The sequence below is a fragment of the Parafrankia sp. EAN1pec genome (assembly GCF_000018005.1).
GTDB classification, from domain to species: Bacteria; Actinomycetota; Actinomycetes; order Frankiales; family Frankiaceae; genus Parafrankia; species Parafrankia soli.
Map to the genome: position 1 here is coordinate 7586912 of NC_009921.1, position 14476 is coordinate 7601387.

A 14476-nucleotide genomic window follows, 5' to 3' on the forward strand; every position below is an offset into this window, starting at 1 on the left:
TCCGGTGATGCGGGAGACGGCTGCCGATGTGCCGTGTGGCCGGCCGGCCGGCCGCACGGTCGTGCCCCTCTCCGGCCACATGGTGCATCCCGAGCCCGGCGGCCAAGCGTCCCGAGCGGGACTGCCGAGTGCCCCTTCCGAGCGCGGCCGGAGCACCCGGCCGGCGATCACCACGGCCCTGACCGCCCGGCCGCCCCTTCGCCGCGACGATCACAGTTCGCCGCTCTAGAGTGACCGGGGTGGGCATCGGCCTCACTCTCCTGGACGGGGTGCACTGGAACGGCATCCCGGTGGTCGGCGACCGGCCGCGGGCGCTGCTGGCGGCGCTGGCGGCGGAGCGCGGGCGTCCGGTGCGGGCCGAGCGGCTGGTGGAGCTGATCTGGCGCGGGGAGCCGCTGGCCAATGCGACCAAGGGTCTTCAGGTGGTCGTCTCCCGAACGCGGGCGGCCTGCGGCGGCGCCGCGGTGGTGCGCGACGGCGAGGGCTACCGGCTCGACCTGCCCCCGACCGAGGTCGACAGCTGCCTGCTCAGCTGGCTCGTCGCCGAGGCTGACGCCCTCCTCGCGGCTGATCCGCCCGCCGCCGCCGAGCGGGCCCGGGAAGCGCTGGCGCTCGGCGCGTCGCTGTTACCGGTGCCGGGGGGCGACCAGGGGCCGCTCGCCGACCTGCGCCGGGCGGCCGGCCGCGATCTGGCGACGGCCCGGCTGCTGCTGGCCCGAGCGGCGAGCCGAACAAACCGGCACGCCGAGGCACTGGGGCTCCTGGAGACGGCGCACGCCGAGCGGCCCGACGACGAGGCCCTGCTCGCCGATCTGCTGCGCAGCGAGGCCGCCGCCCGCGGGCCGGGCGCGGCTCTGGAGCGCTTCGAGCGCTACCGGCGGGACCTGCGGGAACGGCTCGGTATCAGCCCCGGGGAGGCGCTCACCCGGCAGCAGCGCGACCTGCTCGCCGCCGACCAGCCCGTCCGCGACGGCATCCGCTACGACGCCACTCCCCTGCTGGGCCGGCAGCGCGACGTCGACCGGCTGCGGGCGTTGCTGGACCGGTCACGGGTGGTGTCGATCGTCGGGCCGGGTGGTCTCGGCAAGACCCGGCTGGCGCATGTGCTCGCCCGGGAGAGCACCTTGCCGGTGGTGCACGTCGTCCACCTGGTCGGGGTGACGGCGCCCGAGGACCTGCTCGGCGAGGTCGGTTCCGCGCTCGGTGTCCGCGACTCGATCGGCGAGCGCCGGGTGCTGTCCCCGGGCCAGCGCGCCGACCTGCGCACACGCATCGCCGCGCAGCTCTCGCGCGGGTCGAGCCTGCTGCTGCTGGACAACTGCGAGCATCTCGTCGAGGAGGTCGCCGAGCTGGTCGCCTTCCTCGTCACGGCCACCGCGGACGTCCGGGTGCTCACCACGAGCCGGGCGCCGTTGGCGATCAGCGCCGAGCGGGTCTACCTGCTCGGGGAGCTGGCCCGTACCGACGCGATCGAGCTTTTCCGCCAGCGCGCCACCGCGGCCCGGCCCACCGTCCGGCTCGACCCCGAGGTGGTCGACCGGATCGTCCACCGGCTCGACGGTCTTCCGCTGGCGATCGAGCTGGCGGCGGCGCGGGTCCGCGCGATGTCGGTGGAGGACGTCGACCGGCGGCTGGCGGACCGCTTCGCACTGCTGCGCGGCGGCGACCGCGGCGCGCCGGACCGTCACCGCACGCTGTTCGCGGTGATCGACTGGTCGTGGAACCTGCTGGCCGAGCCGGAACGGCGGTCGCTGCGTCGGCTGGCGCTCTTTCCGGACGGGTTCACCCTCGACGCCGCGGAGGAGGTGCTCGGCCCCGCTGGTGAGGGGGCCGGCCCGGAGCCCTTCGACGCGGTCGACGCCGTGCAGAACCTCGTCGACCAGTCGCTGCTGAGCGTGCGTGAGTCGGCCGACGGGGTCCGCTACCGGATGTTGGAGACCGTCCGCGAGTTCGGTCGGCTGCGGCTGGCCGAGGCCGGCGAGCAGGTGTCGGCGCGGCGGGCCCAGCGGGCCTGGGCGGTCGGTTACGTCACCCGGCACGGCGCGGACCTGCTCAGTGAGCGGCAGTTCGCGACGATCGACGCGGTCGCGGCCGAGGAGACGAACCTCGCCGACGAACTGCGGGCCGCGCTGGTCGACGGCGGTACCGAGGCGGTCGTGCGGCTGCTGGCGGTGCTCAATCCGTTCTGGGAGATCCGCGGCGATCACACGCGGATGATGGTGCTGGCCAACGCGGTCGCCGAGGCCCTGCACGACTGGTCCCCGCCGCCAGCGGCGGCCTCGGCGACCCTGGCCAGCCGGATCGCCGTCCTGCGGACGAAGATGCTCATGACCGTCAGGTACTCGGAGGAGGCCCGCGAACTGCTGGCGCCGCTCGATCCGGCGGACGCGGAGAACACGTGGCTGGCCGGTTCGGTGCGGGCGCAGCTTGCGCTCGATCCGACCCGACCCGCGGACACCGTGGCACGGCTGGAACGGCTGGCGGACGACGCCGACCGGCACACGCGCCTGGCCGCGCTGATGTGGCTGACCCATCTGTGGGAGAACGACGGTATCCCGCGGACGGCGGCGGCCTGCGCCGAACGGGCGCTGGCGCTCGCCGCGCCGCAGGACGGCCCGTGGATCGCGGCCGTGCTGCGCACCCAGCTCGCCGCGCTGTCGATGCAGCTCGGGGACGTCACCACCGCCCGGTCGTGTGCTCGCGCGGCACTGCCCGTCCTGGAACGGCTCGGCGCCCGCGACGACGTCGCGCAGCTCAGGGTGCTGCTGGCGTTCGACGCCATCAACGACGGCCGGCTCGAAGCGGCCGAGAGCTACCTCGCCCAGAGCGCCCCGGAGGACAGGACGGGGCTCGGCGGCAGGATGATGGCCACCGCCGAGGCCGAGATCATGATCGCCCGCGGCGACACGACTGGTGGTCTACGCCGGTACGTGGACGCGGCGGAGGAGATGCGGGCCCTGCGGCTGCCGGGCGTGGAACCCACCGGCCTCGAGCCCTGGGTGCTCGTGTGCAACGCGGCGACGGTGGCCGCGTTCGCCCGGCACGCGAGCACGGCCGACGACCTCGCCACCGGTCACAGCCTGTTTCGGGCCTGCCTCACCCATTGCGTCGAAGCGTTCCGGCGCGGGCAGGCCGGCGCCGACTACCCGGTGTACGGGACGGTGCTGTTCGCACTGGGCGCCTGGGGTCTTCGGGAGAACCTCCCGGCGCCCGGAGACTGTCTGGCCGGGATGGCCCCGGAGGACGCGGTCCGGCTGCTGGCGCTCGCGGAACGGTTCGCCTACCCCGCGACGATCCCGTCGATGGGGTGGTCGCGGATCGAGCCGCTCGCCGAGCGCCGCGCGCCCGGCACGCTTGCGGCGGTCCGGGCGAGCGTCGCCGGACGGCGGCCGGCCCAGGTGCTCGACGAGGCCCGCGCCCTCGTCGAGCACCTGGCCGAACGCCTGACTGGATGGCTGGATGGCTGGCCGGGCAGTTGACCGGGCAGGACGCCGTCCGGGCGTCGCCCGCCCATCGGGTGGGGGCACCGCATTCACGGCTAGAGGTGCCGCTTGTAGCTGATGACCGACAGCGGCATGAAGATCACGATCACGCAGAGGCCGGCGAGCAGCGTCCAGCCGACCTGCCCGGTGATCACGCCGTTGTTGGCGAGGTCGCGGGTTCCGGAGACCAGGTGCGACACCGGGTTGATCTTGGTGAAGGACTCCAGCCAGCCCGGCAGCGTGTCCGCCGGCACGAAGGCGTTGGAAAGGAAGGTGAGCGGGAAGAGGATCATCATCGAGATCCCCTGCACGCTGCGGGCGCTGCGGGCCAGTGTGCCGATCCAGGTGAACGCCCACGCGAGCGCCCAGCCGGTGAAGACCGCGAGCACGACGGCACCGACAACACCGAGCACACCGCCGCCCGGCCGGTAGCCGAGCAGCAGGCCCATCAGATAGGTCAGCACCGCCGCGATCAGGTAGCGGATCAGATCCGCCATCATCGGCCCGGCGAGCGGCGCGATCCGGGACATCGGCAACGACCGGAACCGGTCGAAGACGCCCTTGTCCATGTCCTCCCGCATCTGCACCCCGGTGGCCATGCAGGTGGTGAGCACGGTCTGGGCGACGATGCCGGGAATCAGCAACGGCAGGTAGCTGTCGACGTCACCGGAGATCGCGCCACCGAACACGTAGGCGAACATCGCGGTGAACAGCAGAGGCTGCAGCGCCACGTCGAAGAACTGCTCCGGGTTGCGGCGCATCTTCTTCAGCGCCCGCCACGCCATCGCGAAGGTCTGGTTGAAAGTGTCGCCCAGCCCGGGGCGGGCGCGCGTGCGGGCTACGGCTGCGGCCGGGTCGACGGCTGGCGCCGATCGCGGGCGGGCGGCGGACGGTTCGGCTACGAGGGTGTTCATCGGGCCTTCTCCATGACGGGCTTGTCGGGGCTGTTCGTGTCCTGGCCGGGGACGGCGCCGGCCGGGCCGGCGGTGCCCGTGCCGTCCCCGGTGCCGGTGCCGGTGCCGTCTCCGGTATCCGTGCCGTGGCCGGTGAGGGCGAGGAAGACCTCGTCGAGGCTGGGCTTCGCGACACTGACCGAGGAGATCGAGACGGCGGCCTCGCGCAGCGCGATCAGCACGTCGGCGGCGCGGTCGGCGACATCGAGCGGAACGTTCATCCGGCCCGACTCGGGGGTGGTGACCGGCTCTTCGCCGAGCACCCGGAACACCACCTCGCGGGCGAGCGCCTGGTCGGCGCCGGGGGCGAGCTGAAGCTGCAGGGTCGAATCGCCGACCTGGGTCTTCAGCTCGTCCGGAGTGCCCTCGGCGACCTTGCGGCCCTGGTCGATCACGCAGACCCGGTCGGCGAGCTGGTCGGCCTCGTCCAGGTACTGGGTGGTGAGCAGGACGGTGCAGCCGTCCTCGACGAGACCGCGGATGGTGTTCCACATCTGGCCGCGGGTGCGCGGGTCGAGTCCGGTGGTCGGCTCGTCAAGGAAGATCAACGGTGGTCGGGTGATGAGGGAGGCGGCGAGGTCGAGGCGGCGGCGCATCCCGCCGGAGAACGCCGAGATCTTCCGCTCGGCGGCCTCCTCCAGGCCGAACTGCTCCAGCAGCCGGCGCGCGGTGGCGCGAGCGTCCGCGGCCTTCAGGCCCTGGAGCCGGCCGAAGAGCCACAGGTTCTCGGTGGCGGAGAGATCCTCGTCCACCGAGGCGTACTGGCCGGTCACGCCGATGAGCTGGCGGACCCGGTGCGGCTGGGCGGCGACGTCCACACCGAAGATCTCGGCCCGGCCGCCGTCGATCGGCAGCAGGGTCGCCAGCATCTTCAGCATCGTCGTCTTGCCGGCGCCGTTCGGCCCGAGCACGCCGAAGATCTCGCCGTGTCGCACCTCGAGATCGATCCGGTCGACGGCACGGAAATCGCCGAATCTCTTGACCAGGCCATCGGCCCGGACAGCGGGTGTGGCTGTCACGCGTCGTCCTTCCATGGTGCTCAGCAGCTGGGAAGCTGGAGACGACGCTAGACAGCGGCGGTATCACCGCCCCTACACCCCGGTTTCACGACCTTCAGCCAGCCGGCGTAGGCCGGCGCGATCCAGCGACGGAGGGCACGAGACATGCATCTGCACGTGGGGTGCGCGATGTGGACCCACAAGTCCTGGCAGGGGCGCCTGCTGGCCCATCCGCTGCCGGCCCACGAGCGCCTGCGGCACTACGCCGCCTGGTGTAACGCGGTCGAGGGGAACACCACGTTCTATGCGACCCCGGCCCGGGAGACCGTGGCCACGTGGGCGCGGCAGACCGACCCCGGCTTCCGGTTCGTGGTCAAGCTGCCGAAGGTCATCACGCACGAACGCCACCTCACCGACGTCGACGAGGTGCTTCGCTCGTTCCTGAACGCGATGGAGCCACTCGGCCCGCGGGCGCACGCCCTCTGGATTCAGCTGCCGGGGGCGTTCGGCCCGGCCGACGTGTCGCTGCTCGCCCGCTTTCTGCGCCGGCTCGACACGTCCCACCGGTACGCGGTGGAGGTCCGCCATCCGGCCTTCTTCGCCGACCCGCGCGCGGCGCGCCTGCTCGAGGACGCACTCGCCACCGTGGGCGCCGAATGGATTCCGTTCGACACAACCGAGTTCTTCCGCAGCCCGCCGACGAGCGACGCCGAACGGGACGCCTGGGCGAAGAAGCCCCGGATGCCGCTCCGGTCACTCGCGCTGACCGACCAGCCGATCGTCCGCTACCTCGGCCGCGACGACTCCGCCCGGACGGTCGAGGGCTGGCGGCACTGGGTCGACACCACCGTCACGTGGCTGCGCGAGGGACGATCGCCCACCGTCTTCATCCACACCCCGGACAACGCCGACGCTCCGCTGCTCGCCCGCCGTTTCCACGACGAGGTCCGGGCCCGCGTCCCCGAACTCGGTCCTCTGCCGCAGCCGATACCAGCCGAGCCCCTGACCCTCTTCTGAAAGTCGCTGAGCCATACGGCAGGAGGGCCGTCCAGGAACAGGAATGCGGGCGCAGGCTCAGTAGCGGACGTCGCTCTGCGCCAGTGGCGGGTACACGGTGGACATCTCGCCCTCGACGGTGCAGGCCAGCAGCGAGTACTCGACCTGCAGCGCGATAATCGACGTCCGCCCCGCGCCGCCGCCGTTGGGGTCGCCGGGGAAGAGGTTGGCGAAGAACTTCGACGCCAGCACCACGTGATCGCGCCGGCCGGGACGCGCGGCGAACAGGACGCCGCCCGTCTCCGCGCCCAGACCGCCCCACGCGCCCTCCGGCACCTACCCTGATCCTGTCGTCCACAGAGTTGAGATCGGGGCGGCCCGCATGCGTGGGCCGAAGGGAAGGACCTCGGCTCCGGCGTAGAGAACATAGCCGGCACGGAAACGATCGCCGATCTGATCCGCGAGCCGGCGCAGCCCGCGGAAGTCCTCGGCACGCACGGTCTCGGCGGCCTTCACCTCGATCCCGACGACCTCGCCGGATGCCCGTTCGAGGACGGCGTCGACCTCGTTACGGTCGCGGTCGCGATAGTGGAAAAGGGCGACCGGCTCGTCGGCCCAGGTGAGCTGGCGGGCCAGTTCTCCGAGCACGAAGTTCTCGAGAAGCGGGCCCACGGGGGCCGTCGGATGCGATGCGCGCCGCGATGTCATGCCGGTCAGGTGCCCGGCGAGCCCGGAGTCGACGAGGATGAGCTTCGGGGTCGCGACCGCGCGGGTGGTGAGGTTGCTGGACCAGGCCGGGATCCGCTGCACGAGGTAGACCAGCTCGAGTGCCTCGATGTGCCGGGCCACCGTGGACGCGGAGACGTCCAGGTCATTGCTGAGCCGGCGTGGGACGACGAGGCCGCTCGTGTTCGCGGCCAGCGCCTGGACGAGTCTGCGCAGCTCGGACGTCCGCTCGATCTCGGCTATCTGGCGGATGTCCCGCGCGATCAGGTCCGAGATGTAGGACTCGAAGAACCGCGCCCGGCGTCGGGGATCGGCACGGCGGACGGCCTCGGGGAAGCCGCCCCGCAGCGCCCGTCCGACGTAGTCGTCGCGCCGCAGCGCGCCGGAGGCGAGGTCAAGGTCAACGCTTGGGTCAGCGCCGAGGTCGTCGTCGGCGAACACGGCGTCGACGAAGCCGTCCGGTCCTCCGTCGATCTCGCCCTGGGCGAGCGGCCACAGCTCGACGGTCTCCGACCGGCCGGGGAGGGTGTCGGGGATCCCGCGCAGCCCCCACAGCCGGGCGGAGCCCGTGAGAAGGAACCGACCCGGGCTCTGATCCCGGTCGACCTCCCGCTTGATCGCGAGGAGCAGCTCCGGCACACGCTGGATCTCGTCGATCATCAACAGGCCGTGGTGGTTGAGGAACCCGATCGGATCCGCCGTCGCGGCGGCTCGGGTCGACTCCTCGTCCAGGTAGTAGGCCTGTGCGTTGCCATGCTGGCCCGCCGTGAGCTGGGCGAGGGTGCTCTTGCCGACCTGCCGGGCACCGTTGACGACGACTACCCGGGTGTCCGCGAGCGCGGCGGACACGAGTGCGGCGGCGCGCCGCGGGAAGAGCTCAGGGCTACGTGGACGCGGCTCCACAGGCACCTCCACCGATCCGGAACCGCTCCCTGCAAGTTCGATCACTGTATCGGAATCGTACCTGGCCATGGCATGCCTGTACATGATCGCGTGATGCATATGCGCCCATGGTCGTGACGCATCTGCCGCCATGATCGTGACGCATCCGCCGAGGCGCGCCGGATAACCGCCGCCGGTGGCGGATGCGGTCGTAGCGCGAACTGTCCGCCGGGACCTGCACCGACTTGTACCCGGGGCAGACCACGTTGCATGGGCCCGCTCCGTGGAGTGGCCGGCCACCGGCATCCGCGCGCCCGCGACCGGCCCGGGGCCAGGGCTAGGAAGGCTGCCGGGGCCGGGGCCGCCTCCGGTTCCGGTTCCGGTTCCGGTCTCCGCGGAGCGCGCTGGCGACCGACGAGACGGCCAGCGCGGCCGCGCCCCCGAGAAAGGGGAACGACGGCGGGATGTACCGGTAGTCGAAGCCCGCGACCATGGGCGGGAGCAACAGGGACAACGCTCCGAACACGACGAATAGCCCCAATGGTGCGCGCGGGACGCCGGCCCGGGCCGGGAACAGCATCCCGAGCAGCCCGAGCACGCCGGCCAGGAGCAGCACACCGAGCATCGGGGCGGGCATCCGCATGTGCCGCTGGTACCAGACCGCCCAGGATGCCGCCGGTTCGTGCGCCGCGGTGGCGAAGGGGCCGCGCTCGTAGGCCCGCAGATCCGCCGCGAATCCCGGTCGTCCCTCAAGTGGGAGCGTTGCCCTGCCGAACAGATAACGCTCGGCGACTCCCCGGTTCGGATAGTCCTCGAGCCGGGATTGGAAGGTACGCCCGAAGTCGCGCCCGACGACCCGGAGATAGTCGAGCGGCTGCGCGAGGATGGCGTGAAGCGCGAAATCCCGCGCGATCCGCTCCTTGTTTCGGTCGAACGTGCCGCCGGGCAGGCGGTAAAGCGGCGTGTCCGTGTGCCAGATGTAGTCCGATGGCGGCCGGCGGTCGTCCACCGGCCCGTCGGGGCAGAGAACCAGCAGCTCAGGACGCAGATCCAGCTTCGCGCAGTCGACGAAGGTGGCGGTGCGGGAGTAGAGGAAGATCCCGGTGCTGCCCGATGTGCCGAAGGTGCCGTGCTCGGTCAGATGCCAGGCGCAGTACCCCGTGAGCGGGCACAGCAAGGCCACCGAGAACACCGCGACCGTCCGCCATCCGGGCCGACGGAGCAGAAGCCACACCGCCGCGACGACCGCGAGCGGAAGGCCGATCGATCTGGTCACCGCGGCGCCGGCCAGGCAGGCACCGGCAACGGCGGCGGCCCGCGGGCGTAACACCGCATGCCAGGAGAGAGCCGTCGCGGCGCCCACCAGGAGACCGGCGAAAAGGGTCTCCGACAGCACCATGTGTTCCAGCGCGATCTGGTAGCCGTCGAGGAGCTGCGGTGCTGAGGCGGCCGCTGCCGCCCACCCGGGGAGCGAGAGGTGACGTAACAGGGCGTAGACGGCGACGCCGACGGCCAGGCCGATGACGTGCTGGAACGCCACGACCAACGTGAAACTGTGCAGCGGCCGCAGGACGAGCAGGAACAGGCTGTAGCCCGACGGCCTGATCACATAGGGCTCTGGCCGCAGCGCCAGGCTCACGTACTCGAGACTGTCGTTGAACCACAGCGCGGGTCGATACCCGACCATCGCGATGATCCTTATCGTCGTACCCAGCGCGAACAGGCTGACGAACAATGCATGCGCGCGTAAGACCGCGAGGGCACGATGAATTACGATCCGGACTCCTGGCGGAATTGCGGCAGCTCCGCCGGAAGAGCTCGCTAAAGCCACCCGTCCGGACACAGATCAGAACGTACACCGTGCTGGCCCGAGTCACTTTTTCCTCGCAACCCGTGCGAGCTCCGCTCTGGGCCCGTTACCTGCAAATTCAATCGGCGCCGCGAGACGAGGCGAATCGGTTGACAACGTGAGCCGCAAATCACACTACCCACGGTAATGGAAAAACGAACTGCGCCCACACCGGCCGCCACGGTGGCGAAATGCACCCGGCACACAATCACCTAACCGCCCACAGGAAACGATCAATGACGTGACCTGCGAAAACGAGGCCGTGCGTCCTCGGTCACCGGCGAGGCCCGCGCTCCGCACCGGGCGGGAACCGATCAGCCGACGTCCCGGAAGGCCTTCCGGGACCACCACGGACAGTGCCCAGGCGCCACCTCGCCCTCGAACGGCTCACCCGGCAGGGCGTCGCGGGCGCGCTCAGAAGGCGGGGCGGCCTGCGCGCGGACGTCGTGCGCGGCGGCACCCTGCGCGTGGGCGACCGGGTGGAGCCCGTGCCCGACGAGGACGACGTCCGCCCGGCACCGCCGCCCGAAGCCACCCTGGCGCGCGCCGACGATGATCGACGCGCGCCAGGTGACGGCCGTCAGGCGATGTACGTTGTGCCGCTGTCAGGCCGTCATGACTGGATCCACAGCTTCTCCGGCAGCAGCGATCCAAGGCCGTACTGCGTGACACCGCCGACGTTCCTGGCCGAGATGGCGCCGAGCGGCCCGCGCGCGAAGAAGATCATCGGGACCACCTCCGTCAGCCGGGCCTGCACTCGGTCATAGGCCTTCTTCCGCTCCTCCACGGTGGTCGCGGTCCGTCCCGCCAGCAGGCTCTCGTTCAGCTGAGGATCGTCGAGCATGGACAGGTTCGCCGACGAGCCCCCGAGGAGGGTCGTCGGCAGCCGGGGGTCGGGGTCCAGGAACATCGAGGACGTGAGGACCGCGTCGTAGTCGTGGGACGTGCGCAGCGCCGAGAACTCGGCGATCTCTATGACCCGGACCTGGAACTTGACGTTCTTGAACGCGCTCAGCTGGGCCTGGATGTTCTCGGCCATCTTCCGGTTCTCCGACGCCGGAGTGGTGGTGAACGAGAAGGAGACCGGCTTGCCCTCGGCGGCGAGCTCGTCGAAGAGCTTCTGGGCGGTCGCCTTGTCCGTCTTCTGCAACGGCGTGGGCGAGTAGAACGGTGATGAGTCGGTGAACAGCGTGGTGGCCATCCGCGCGCTGCCGTTCCAGACGGCGAGGTTCAGCGCGTCCATGTCCAGCGCCTTCGCGACCGCCTGACGTGCGCGCACGTCGTCGAACGGCGCCCGGCGCGTGTTCAGCGCGGCGACGATGCCGCCGCTGGCCGGCAGGAAGTCGACCGACAGCCCCGCCTCGTCAGCCTTGCCGAGGTTGATCCAGCTTGAGTCGACCGCCAGGTCGGCACCACCGGTGAGCAGCGTGTTGTAGCGCTGGTTGCTGTCCTGTGCCGGGCGCAGGACGAGGGAGTCGAGGTACGGCTTGGGCGCGTCCCAGTAGCGGGGGTTCTTGACCAGCCGCATGTTGTCCTGGCGGGCCCAGCTCTGCAGGGTGAACGGCCCGGCGCCGATCGGGTTCTTGTCGAAGGCCGGCCCGCCCTTCTGCAGGGCCGCCGGCGAGGCGATCCAGTTCAGCGTCGAGGTGACGATGGCCTCGGAGTACTTCGGCACGGGGGTGACCAGGGTGACCCGCAGCGTGACGTCGTCAACCACCTCGGACGAGGCGATCATCGCAGCATCCGCCCGGCTGGCGGAGCCTGTGGCCGGTTCCTTGGTCCGGTCCCAGTTGAACTTCACGGCATCCGCATTCAGCGGAGTACCGTCCGAGAACACCAGCCCCGGCCGCAGCTTCAGCTCGAACGTCTTGCCGTTGTCGGCGGACTCGAACGACTCGGCCATCGAGTAGTGGATCTCACCCGCCTCGTCGTCGGTCATCAGTGTTCCGTACAGGGCGTTCCCGATAAGGGCTCCGCTGGCGTAGACGTTGCCGATGACCGCCGGGTCCATCGTGCGCGGCTCGCTCAGCAGCAGGATCCGCGCTTCGCCACCCGCCACAGGCTCACCCGTGGCCCCCGACGCGGACGTACCGGTATCGCCACCTCCTCCCCCGCAGGCCCCCAGCAGCAGACCCGTACAGCAGACGAGAGCGGTGACGAGTAATCGCGCGCGGTGAATCATCTTCGACCCCTTCATCGGTTTTCATGATCAACAAAATCCGGCAAGATCATAGTTGGGAATGTGCGGCTGGAGCGGCACCTGCCTGACGGCCCTGGCTATCGACGGCTATCGACCTCGCCTACCGGGCCCGCCTACCGGCGCCGCACCTCGGCGCACGCGCGGTCGTGGGACGCGGTCGAGGCGGCGGCCGAGATGGCCACTCGCCGGGTCAGTCACCACGGGTTATATCTTCACCTATTTTTCGTCGGCTCCGCAGCCGCTTCGGCTCGATAGCCATGCCGCTCCCGCTCAGCGGCGGTCCCTGGCGGCACGGCTGCGTGGTAGGCCTTGACCTGTGTTTTTGTCGCGGCCGGCTGGATCCGTCCGCGGGACGGCTCCGGCGCGGACGGACCACCCCCCTACGCCAGCCGCAGCCGCAGCCGCGCCGGACCCGGCGCCACAGATGCCCTCCGATATCGATGCTGGCACCTAGTGCCGCATTGGGCGTAAAGTGCCCAACGCCAACGGAACGGCGGCGAAAGGACGACATGGAGCTCAGCGGGGTCGGGATCTGGAGCCTGCACCTGCGGTTCGGGGATCCGGCCGAGGCGGCCGACGCCGCCACGGAGCTCGACGACCTGGGATTCGCCGCGCTCTGGTTCCCCGACGCCGGCGGCCCGGCCTTCGACACCGCCGGACGGCTGCTCGCGGCGACCCGGCGCACCGTCATCGCGACCGGCGTGCTCAACCTGTGGATGCACAGCCCGGAGGAGACCGCGGCCCGGACCGCGTCGCTCACCGCGGAGCACGGCGACCGGTTCCTGCTGGGCATCGGGGTCAGTCACGCCGACGTGGTCGACGCCGGCGAACCAGGCCGCTACCAGCGACCACTGGCCGCGATGGGTGGCTTCCTCGACGCACTCGACGCGGCGCGGCCATCCGTGCCGTCGACCGGGCGGGTGCTGGCCGCGCTCGGCCCGAAGATGCTCGCGCTCGCCGCGAACCGGGCCCGCGGCATCCACCCGTACCTGGTCACCCCGGAGCACACCCGCCGCGCCCGTGAGGTGCTCGGCGCCGGCCCGCTCGTGCTGCCGGAACAGACAGTGATCCTCTGCGGGACGAGGGAAGAGGCCCGCTCGATCGGGGCCGACTGGCTGCGCAGATACCTCACGCACCCGAACTACGCGAACAACCTGCTCCGGCTGGGCTTCTCGGCCGAGGATCTGGCGTCCGTCAGTGACCGGCTGTTCGACGCGGTGGTGGCCTGGGGCGACGAGGAAGCGATCATGCGCAGGGTCAACGAGCACCGCGCCGCCGGCGCCGACCACGTCGCCCTCCAGGTGCTCACCGAAGACGCGCGGGTCCTTCCCCGCGAACAGTGGCGCCGAATCGCCGCCGCCGTGTGATCGCACCGCCGGGCGACGCCCTGGCATGCCATCATCGCGAGCGGCGGCACGAGGGAGGAGCAGCATGACCGATGACCTGGGAGCGGCGGGCCTGCGTTTCGAGCGCGACGGAGCCATCGGCTGGTGTGTGATCGACCGGCCGGCCGCCCGGAACGCCCTGACACCAGCGATGTACTTCGGCATCAAGCGGGCCGTGCAACTGGTCAACACCTCGCCCGACCTGGCCGCACTGATCATCACCGGCACCGGTGACGTGTTCGCCCCCGGCGGCGACCTCGGCAGCAGGTCCGAGCCCGGCGACAACCTGCCGCCCGACCTGCGCGGCGAGGACGTCCTGCCGTTCCTCACCATCCGGGACAGCCGGGCGCCGGTGGTGGCCGCCGTCAACGGCATCTGCCAGGCCGGTGGCCTGCTGATCGCCATGATGGCGGACATCGCGGTCGCCAGCGACCAGGCGACGTTCCGGGTCCCCGAGCTGCTGCGGGGCATCCCCGACGCCACCTATGCGGCCGTTCTGCCCGCCCACGTCGGCATCGCGGTGGCCCGTGACCTGCTGTTGTCGGCGCGCCGCTTCGACGCCGCCGAGGCCCAGCGGCTGGGCGTGATCAGCCGAGTCGTGCCGCACGACCAGCTCCGCGAGGCCGCCGTCCAGGCCGCCGGGGAGATTCTGCAGACCGCCCCGGCGGCCCGCATGCATGTCAAGCGCATGCTGAACGAGCGCTATGGGCTCATCGACTACCAGACCATGTTCTGGGCGATGCAGCAGTCGCCCGAGCCACGTGAGGGCATGCGCGCGTTCATGGAGAAGCGGGCGCCTGAATGGGTCCCCGAGCAGTTCGCCGGCGACGGCGGGCGGCGCTGACCTCACACCCGTTCCGCCAGCTGAGAGGTTTGCGGCCCGGGACTTCCAGTGCGCGATACCTGGGCTGCCCCAGATGCCGGGCAGCCCAGGATGCCGCGCGGTTCCAGATGCCGGGCAGACCCGGATAGCTGGGGATATTCGTCGACTTCTTTGCCCTCCGA

At 71.1% G+C, this 14476-nt stretch carries 9 protein-coding genes and 1 pseudogene; 4 read left to right on the plus strand and 6 right to left on the minus strand.

Annotated features, from left to right (window positions below; genetic code table 11):
* The first annotated feature begins 239 nt into the window (after positions 1-239).
* Positions 240-3479, plus strand: coding sequence for a BTAD domain-containing putative transcriptional regulator (locus tag FRANEAN1_RS31035; protein WP_020463669.1), 3240 nt, complete (start codon positions 240-242; stop codon positions 3477-3479).
* A 59-nt stretch (positions 3480-3538) separates the two neighbouring features.
* Here FRANEAN1_RS31035 and FRANEAN1_RS31040 read toward each other — a convergent pair whose 3' ends face one another.
* Positions 3539-4396, minus strand: a complete 858-nt coding sequence (locus FRANEAN1_RS31040; RefSeq protein WP_020463670.1) for an ABC transporter permease — start codon at positions 4394-4396, stop codon at positions 3539-3541.
* Positions 4393-5454 carry a daunorubicin resistance protein DrrA family ABC transporter ATP-binding protein gene (locus FRANEAN1_RS31045; protein WP_020463671.1) on the minus strand — a complete coding sequence of 354 codons (1062 nt, stop codon included), beginning with the start codon at positions 5452-5454 and terminating at the stop codon, positions 4393-4395. The genes FRANEAN1_RS31040 and FRANEAN1_RS31045 overlap by 4 nt, the downstream gene beginning before the upstream one ends.
* 144 nt (positions 5455-5598) lie before the next feature.
* Here FRANEAN1_RS31045 and FRANEAN1_RS31050 point away from each other — a divergent pair, with 144 nt between their 5' ends.
* Positions 5599-6450, plus strand: a complete 852-nt coding sequence (locus FRANEAN1_RS31050) for a DUF72 domain-containing protein (protein ID WP_020463672.1) — start codon at positions 5599-5601, stop codon at positions 6448-6450.
* A 150-nt stretch (positions 6451-6600) separates the two neighbouring features.
* Here the strand turns inward: FRANEAN1_RS31050 and FRANEAN1_RS44245 are convergent.
* The 4 genes and pseudogenes from FRANEAN1_RS44245 to FRANEAN1_RS31070 all read right to left on the minus strand — a co-directional run.
* Positions 6601-6714 (minus strand): annotated as a pseudogene (locus FRANEAN1_RS44245) (aldo/keto reductase); the annotation flags it as partial.
* A gap of 51 nt (positions 6715-6765) precedes the next feature.
* Complete coding sequence (locus FRANEAN1_RS31060) at positions 6766-8058, minus strand: ATP-binding protein (RefSeq protein WP_020463674.1); 1293 nt, start codon at positions 8056-8058, stop codon at positions 6766-6768.
* Positions 8059-8374: 316 nt separating this feature from the next.
* A complete protein-coding gene (locus tag FRANEAN1_RS31065; protein ID WP_020463675.1) occupies positions 8375-9724 on the minus strand; it encodes a hypothetical protein in 1350 nt (449 codons plus the stop codon).
* Positions 9725-10499: 775 nt separating this feature from the next.
* Positions 10500-12068 carry an ABC transporter substrate-binding protein gene (locus FRANEAN1_RS31070; protein ID WP_020463676.1) on the minus strand — a complete coding sequence of 523 codons (1569 nt, stop codon included), beginning with the start codon at positions 12066-12068 and terminating at the stop codon, positions 10500-10502.
* Between the two features lie 527 nt (positions 12069-12595).
* Between FRANEAN1_RS31070 and FRANEAN1_RS31075 the strand changes: the two genes are divergently transcribed.
* Both FRANEAN1_RS31075 and FRANEAN1_RS31080 read left to right on the plus strand, forming a co-directional pair.
* The gene (locus tag FRANEAN1_RS31075) at positions 12596-13453 is read left to right on the plus strand and encodes an LLM class F420-dependent oxidoreductase (RefSeq protein WP_020463677.1); all 858 of its coding nucleotides are present in this window, start codon (positions 12596-12598) and stop codon (positions 13451-13453) included.
* A gap of 64 nt (positions 13454-13517) precedes the next feature.
* Positions 13518-14315, plus strand: coding sequence for an enoyl-CoA hydratase/isomerase family protein (locus FRANEAN1_RS31080; protein ID WP_020463678.1), 798 nt, complete (start codon positions 13518-13520; stop codon positions 14313-14315).
* Positions 14316-14476 lie beyond the last annotated feature (161 nt).

What these genes read in the sequence shown, in the direction of transcription:
- FRANEAN1_RS31080 (WP_020463678.1), top strand. Translation starts at nt 13,518, where the DNA reads ATGACCGATGACCTGGGAGCGGCGGGCCTGCGTTTCGAGCGCGACGGA.
- FRANEAN1_RS31065 (WP_020463675.1), bottom strand. Translation starts at nt 9,724, where the DNA reads ATGGTCGGGTATCGACCCGCGCTGTGGTTCAACGACAGTCTCGAGTAC.
- FRANEAN1_RS31050 (WP_020463672.1), top strand. Translation starts at nt 5,599, where the DNA reads ATGCATCTGCACGTGGGGTGCGCGATGTGGACCCACAAGTCCTGGCAG.
- FRANEAN1_RS31040 (WP_020463670.1), bottom strand. Translation starts at nt 4,396, where the DNA reads ATGAACACCCTCGTAGCCGAACCGTCCGCCGCCCGCCCGCGATCGGCG.
- FRANEAN1_RS31075 (WP_020463677.1), top strand. Translation starts at nt 12,596, where the DNA reads ATGGAGCTCAGCGGGGTCGGGATCTGGAGCCTGCACCTGCGGTTCGGG.
- FRANEAN1_RS31070 (WP_020463676.1), bottom strand. Translation starts at nt 12,068, where the DNA reads ATGATTCACCGCGCGCGATTACTCGTCACCGCTCTCGTCTGCTGTACG.